Origin of the sequence: Bacteroides cellulosilyticus DSM 14838 (assembly GCF_000158035.1) — a bacterium.
Lineage (GTDB): Bacteria > Bacteroidota > Bacteroidia > Bacteroidales > Bacteroidaceae > Bacteroides > Bacteroides cellulosilyticus.
Genome location: NZ_EQ973548.1, coordinates 1 through 1,084, shown reverse-complemented (window position 1 = coordinate 1,084; position 1,084 = coordinate 1). Strand labels below are relative to the sequence as shown.

The window sequence follows — 1,084 nt, the reverse complement described above, 5'->3', positions numbered from 1 at the left end:
GTACATGAATAAAACAATTGCCTTAATCTTCTTTTAAATCATGTTGAAAGACGTTTTTTAAATTTTTATGAGCTATTTTTGTATTCTGTAAAAAAAGAGTTAATCAATATCTTCTGTCTGTAGAGGTGATGCTTGTTGTACTTGTCTTTAAAAATATTTGTGTACTTATTATTGGATAAATACTTAGTTTGTATTATGAAGCGTTATAGGAAAATTTCATATGTATTAGGGGGAATCTTGTTCCTTGTGGTGGGAATGCTTGCTTTTCAGGTATATGAGAGTGGAATGGAAGAACGCCGAATATGTAAGCAAAAGGCGGAAGTTTCACTGAAATCCGCTACGGAACTTTGGGCAAATCGGGAATTTGATAAACTTGGAATTCCTTATTCTGTTGGAGGAGGCGAACCGAATAAGGAAAGCAAGCAGCGTCGTATAGTGCTGGCGGAAGGAGAGACAGTGGTAGCGGTCGATTCGATAAAAGAAGGAAAGCGGTTGATTGCTTCACATAGCCTAAGTGCGAAGATTCGCTTTCTGTTTTTGGTGGACAAAGCGGTTTTCAGTGTTTTGAATGAATTATGGCAAGAAGATTTGGATGATAGCCACACCTATTGTTCCAGTGCTCTTATGTTGCAATCGGAATTACCGGGTGACAGAAAAGGAAAAAAGTTTATGGCCGGAGACTCAACGCTGATGGCCGATAAGTTTAAGTTGGGAACCTACTATCTGGATGATATGTATTTTCTTGAGTTGACGGCTTATCTTTCGCTTCCTTCCCCATGGTTGTGTGCCGATTGGGGAAAGACGGGTATTGTTTCTTGTTCTATTGTAGTTGTCTTCTGTTTATGCATATTTGTCCTTCTCTTTTGGAATAATCGAAAAAAGAATAACGACGATGAAGCGGCCGATCCGGATGATTTCGTAATATGCATCTCCGAAAATAAATATCAAATAGGCGGAGTCCTGTTTGATGAAGAGGCGTGTACGCTTACTTTTGAAGATCGAAGTGTGGTAAAATGTCCTATGCAGTCGTATAAACTACTTTCTGCATTTGTCCATGCAAAAAGTCATTTCTTATCGAATAACC

General features: G+C 38.6%; 1 protein-coding gene. It reads left to right on the top strand.

The features are described 5' to 3' along the window. Positions 1-195: 195 nt before the first annotated feature. Positions 196-1,084, top strand: an 889-nt coding sequence (locus BACCELL_RS25610; protein ID WP_007215100.1) for a hypothetical protein, incomplete at its 3' end; no start/stop codon positions are given.